Below are 1,796 nucleotides of genomic sequence, written 5' to 3'. Positions count from 1 at the left end.
CGGCCGTCGTCGAAGCTGTCCTGGGCAGGGGAGGGGAAGCCAGCCGGGACTCGGACCAGGACCGCAGAGACCAGCACAGGGCGGTCAATGGTGAGCGGAACTGGGTGTCTCATGGCATCACAGTAGAACATATATACGGATATGTAGGTGCAGGGACGTATTGTAGGGAACTTATTTACTATCTGAGCGGGGGGCAGGGGGGCCAGCCGCGGTGGTTTGGGGGGCCTGGCCCTGGGGTAGACCAGATGAGGGGGAGGGAAGATGTCTCAGCAGGTGGAGCTTCGCCCAGGAGGCCCGGGGCGGCCGGAAGAATACCTGTTGCTTGCACAATTTCACCCTCGGGAACATGGACGGACACGGGAGCCGTGGCGTCTTTGAGCCAGTTCATGACGGTGCGTGCAGTTCGCCCAACGACAGTTGCAATGGCCTCGTAGGTGGCCCCGCCCGCGCGCAGCTGAGCGGCCTGGGCCCGTAGGCGCTGTGCTTGGGTGGTGCGGGCTTTGCGGGCGTGGGCCACGTTGTTTTTGGCGGCCGCCACCTTGGCGTCGGTGCGGGCTCGTCCGCCACGGCGGCCCATCTGGGACAGGTACTCGTGGGCTGCATCGGAGCTGCTGGTGCGGGTGGACCGGCCCTTGCCGGCGTTGACCTGACGGACAGCGGAGCGGGCCAGGCATTCCAGCTCAGCTACGGGCAGGGGCTCGCTTAGTTGGGCGTTGAGGGCCTGGGCGTGGGCGATGGAGGCGGCGTTGGTCGGAGCGTGGCCGCGCGTCTCCCACTGGTCCCACAGCCACCGGCGGGTGGTGCGGAAAAGGGCGTTGTTGCGGCCTACCGCGGTGGCGGTGTCGGTGACCGGCACCCGGGGGAGGCTTGCTTCTACGGCGAAGTCCGGGCCGGGGTTCCACGCTCCTGCTGCGGGCCCGTCCAGGGCTTCGTCGTGCAGTGGGTCGATCCACTCCGCCATGTGCGCTTTCAAGGCGCCTAACGGCCAGGGGGTCTTACGGGTGCCCCACCACACGCGGCCTGCTGGGCGGTCGGCGGCGGGGTTGCGCACCAGGTAGCGGGTGAAGCATGGGTCGCCGTCCACGAGATGGTCCAAAGAACGTTGCACCGCATTCGCGTAGCGGATCGGGTGCGGGCGGGCGCCCTCACCGCGGTAGACGGGCTCGATCGCCCAGCCGGCCTGGGCGTGACCGGTGTCCTCGTTCTCGATGATCCAGGTGGGCTGGGGCACCCCCGGGTGCATCAGGCACATCAGGGCGTCCTCGCGGTCCACATCGACCACCAGGAAGTTCAACCAGTCGGCAGGGTTCAGCTGGATGAACGCGAAATCGGCTGCTGGCCGGCCACGGTTGGGGAACGCCTGTGCCTTGGTTTGGCCGCAACGGAAGTGCTGGACGCGGTGATGGGTCAAAAACCGCCCCACCGGGGACGACGCATCAGAAATTCGGTCCGGCGTGGCCTGAACAGGGGACTGCACAGCCGCAAGCGCGTCAGGTAGACTAGGGGACACAACGGTCCCCTGTTAATGAGTTCATGGCTTGGTCTCATTCAGTTAGCTGTTGAACCAGCTGTCTCGGTCTGCAAACTTGTGACAGCTGGATGACTTAGACGGCCCGCCCACCACGGCGGGCCGTCAGTCATTTAAGGACTGATTGGCAATTGATCGTGCTGCTCTTCCCGATCGTCAATGGCGTTCGGCAGACCGCAATCGCGATCAATTAGTGCGGCAATGTAGTCCGCTTGAGTCATCCCCAGGACGATGGTGCGGTCGAAGAGACGACGGTGAACTTCCGGGG

1 protein-coding gene is annotated in these 1,796 nt (G+C 65.3%); it reads right to left on the bottom strand.

Annotated elements, in window-relative coordinates; all coding sequences use genetic code 11:
- Positions 1 to 178: 178 nt before the first annotated feature.
- Positions 179 to 1,423 (bottom strand): replication initiation protein, encoded by a 1,245-nt coding sequence (locus tag BJF77_RS02445; protein WP_255396103.1) that lies wholly within the window; start codon positions 1,421 to 1,423, stop codon positions 179 to 181.
- Positions 1,424 to 1,796 lie beyond the last annotated feature (373 nt).

The organism is Kocuria sp. CNJ-770, from assembly GCF_001942375.1.
Lineage (GTDB): Bacteria > Actinomycetota > Actinomycetes > Actinomycetales > Micrococcaceae > Kocuria > Kocuria oceani.
The sequence above is the reverse complement of the archived record's forward strand: the minus strand, read 5'-3'. Positions and strand labels throughout refer to the sequence as shown.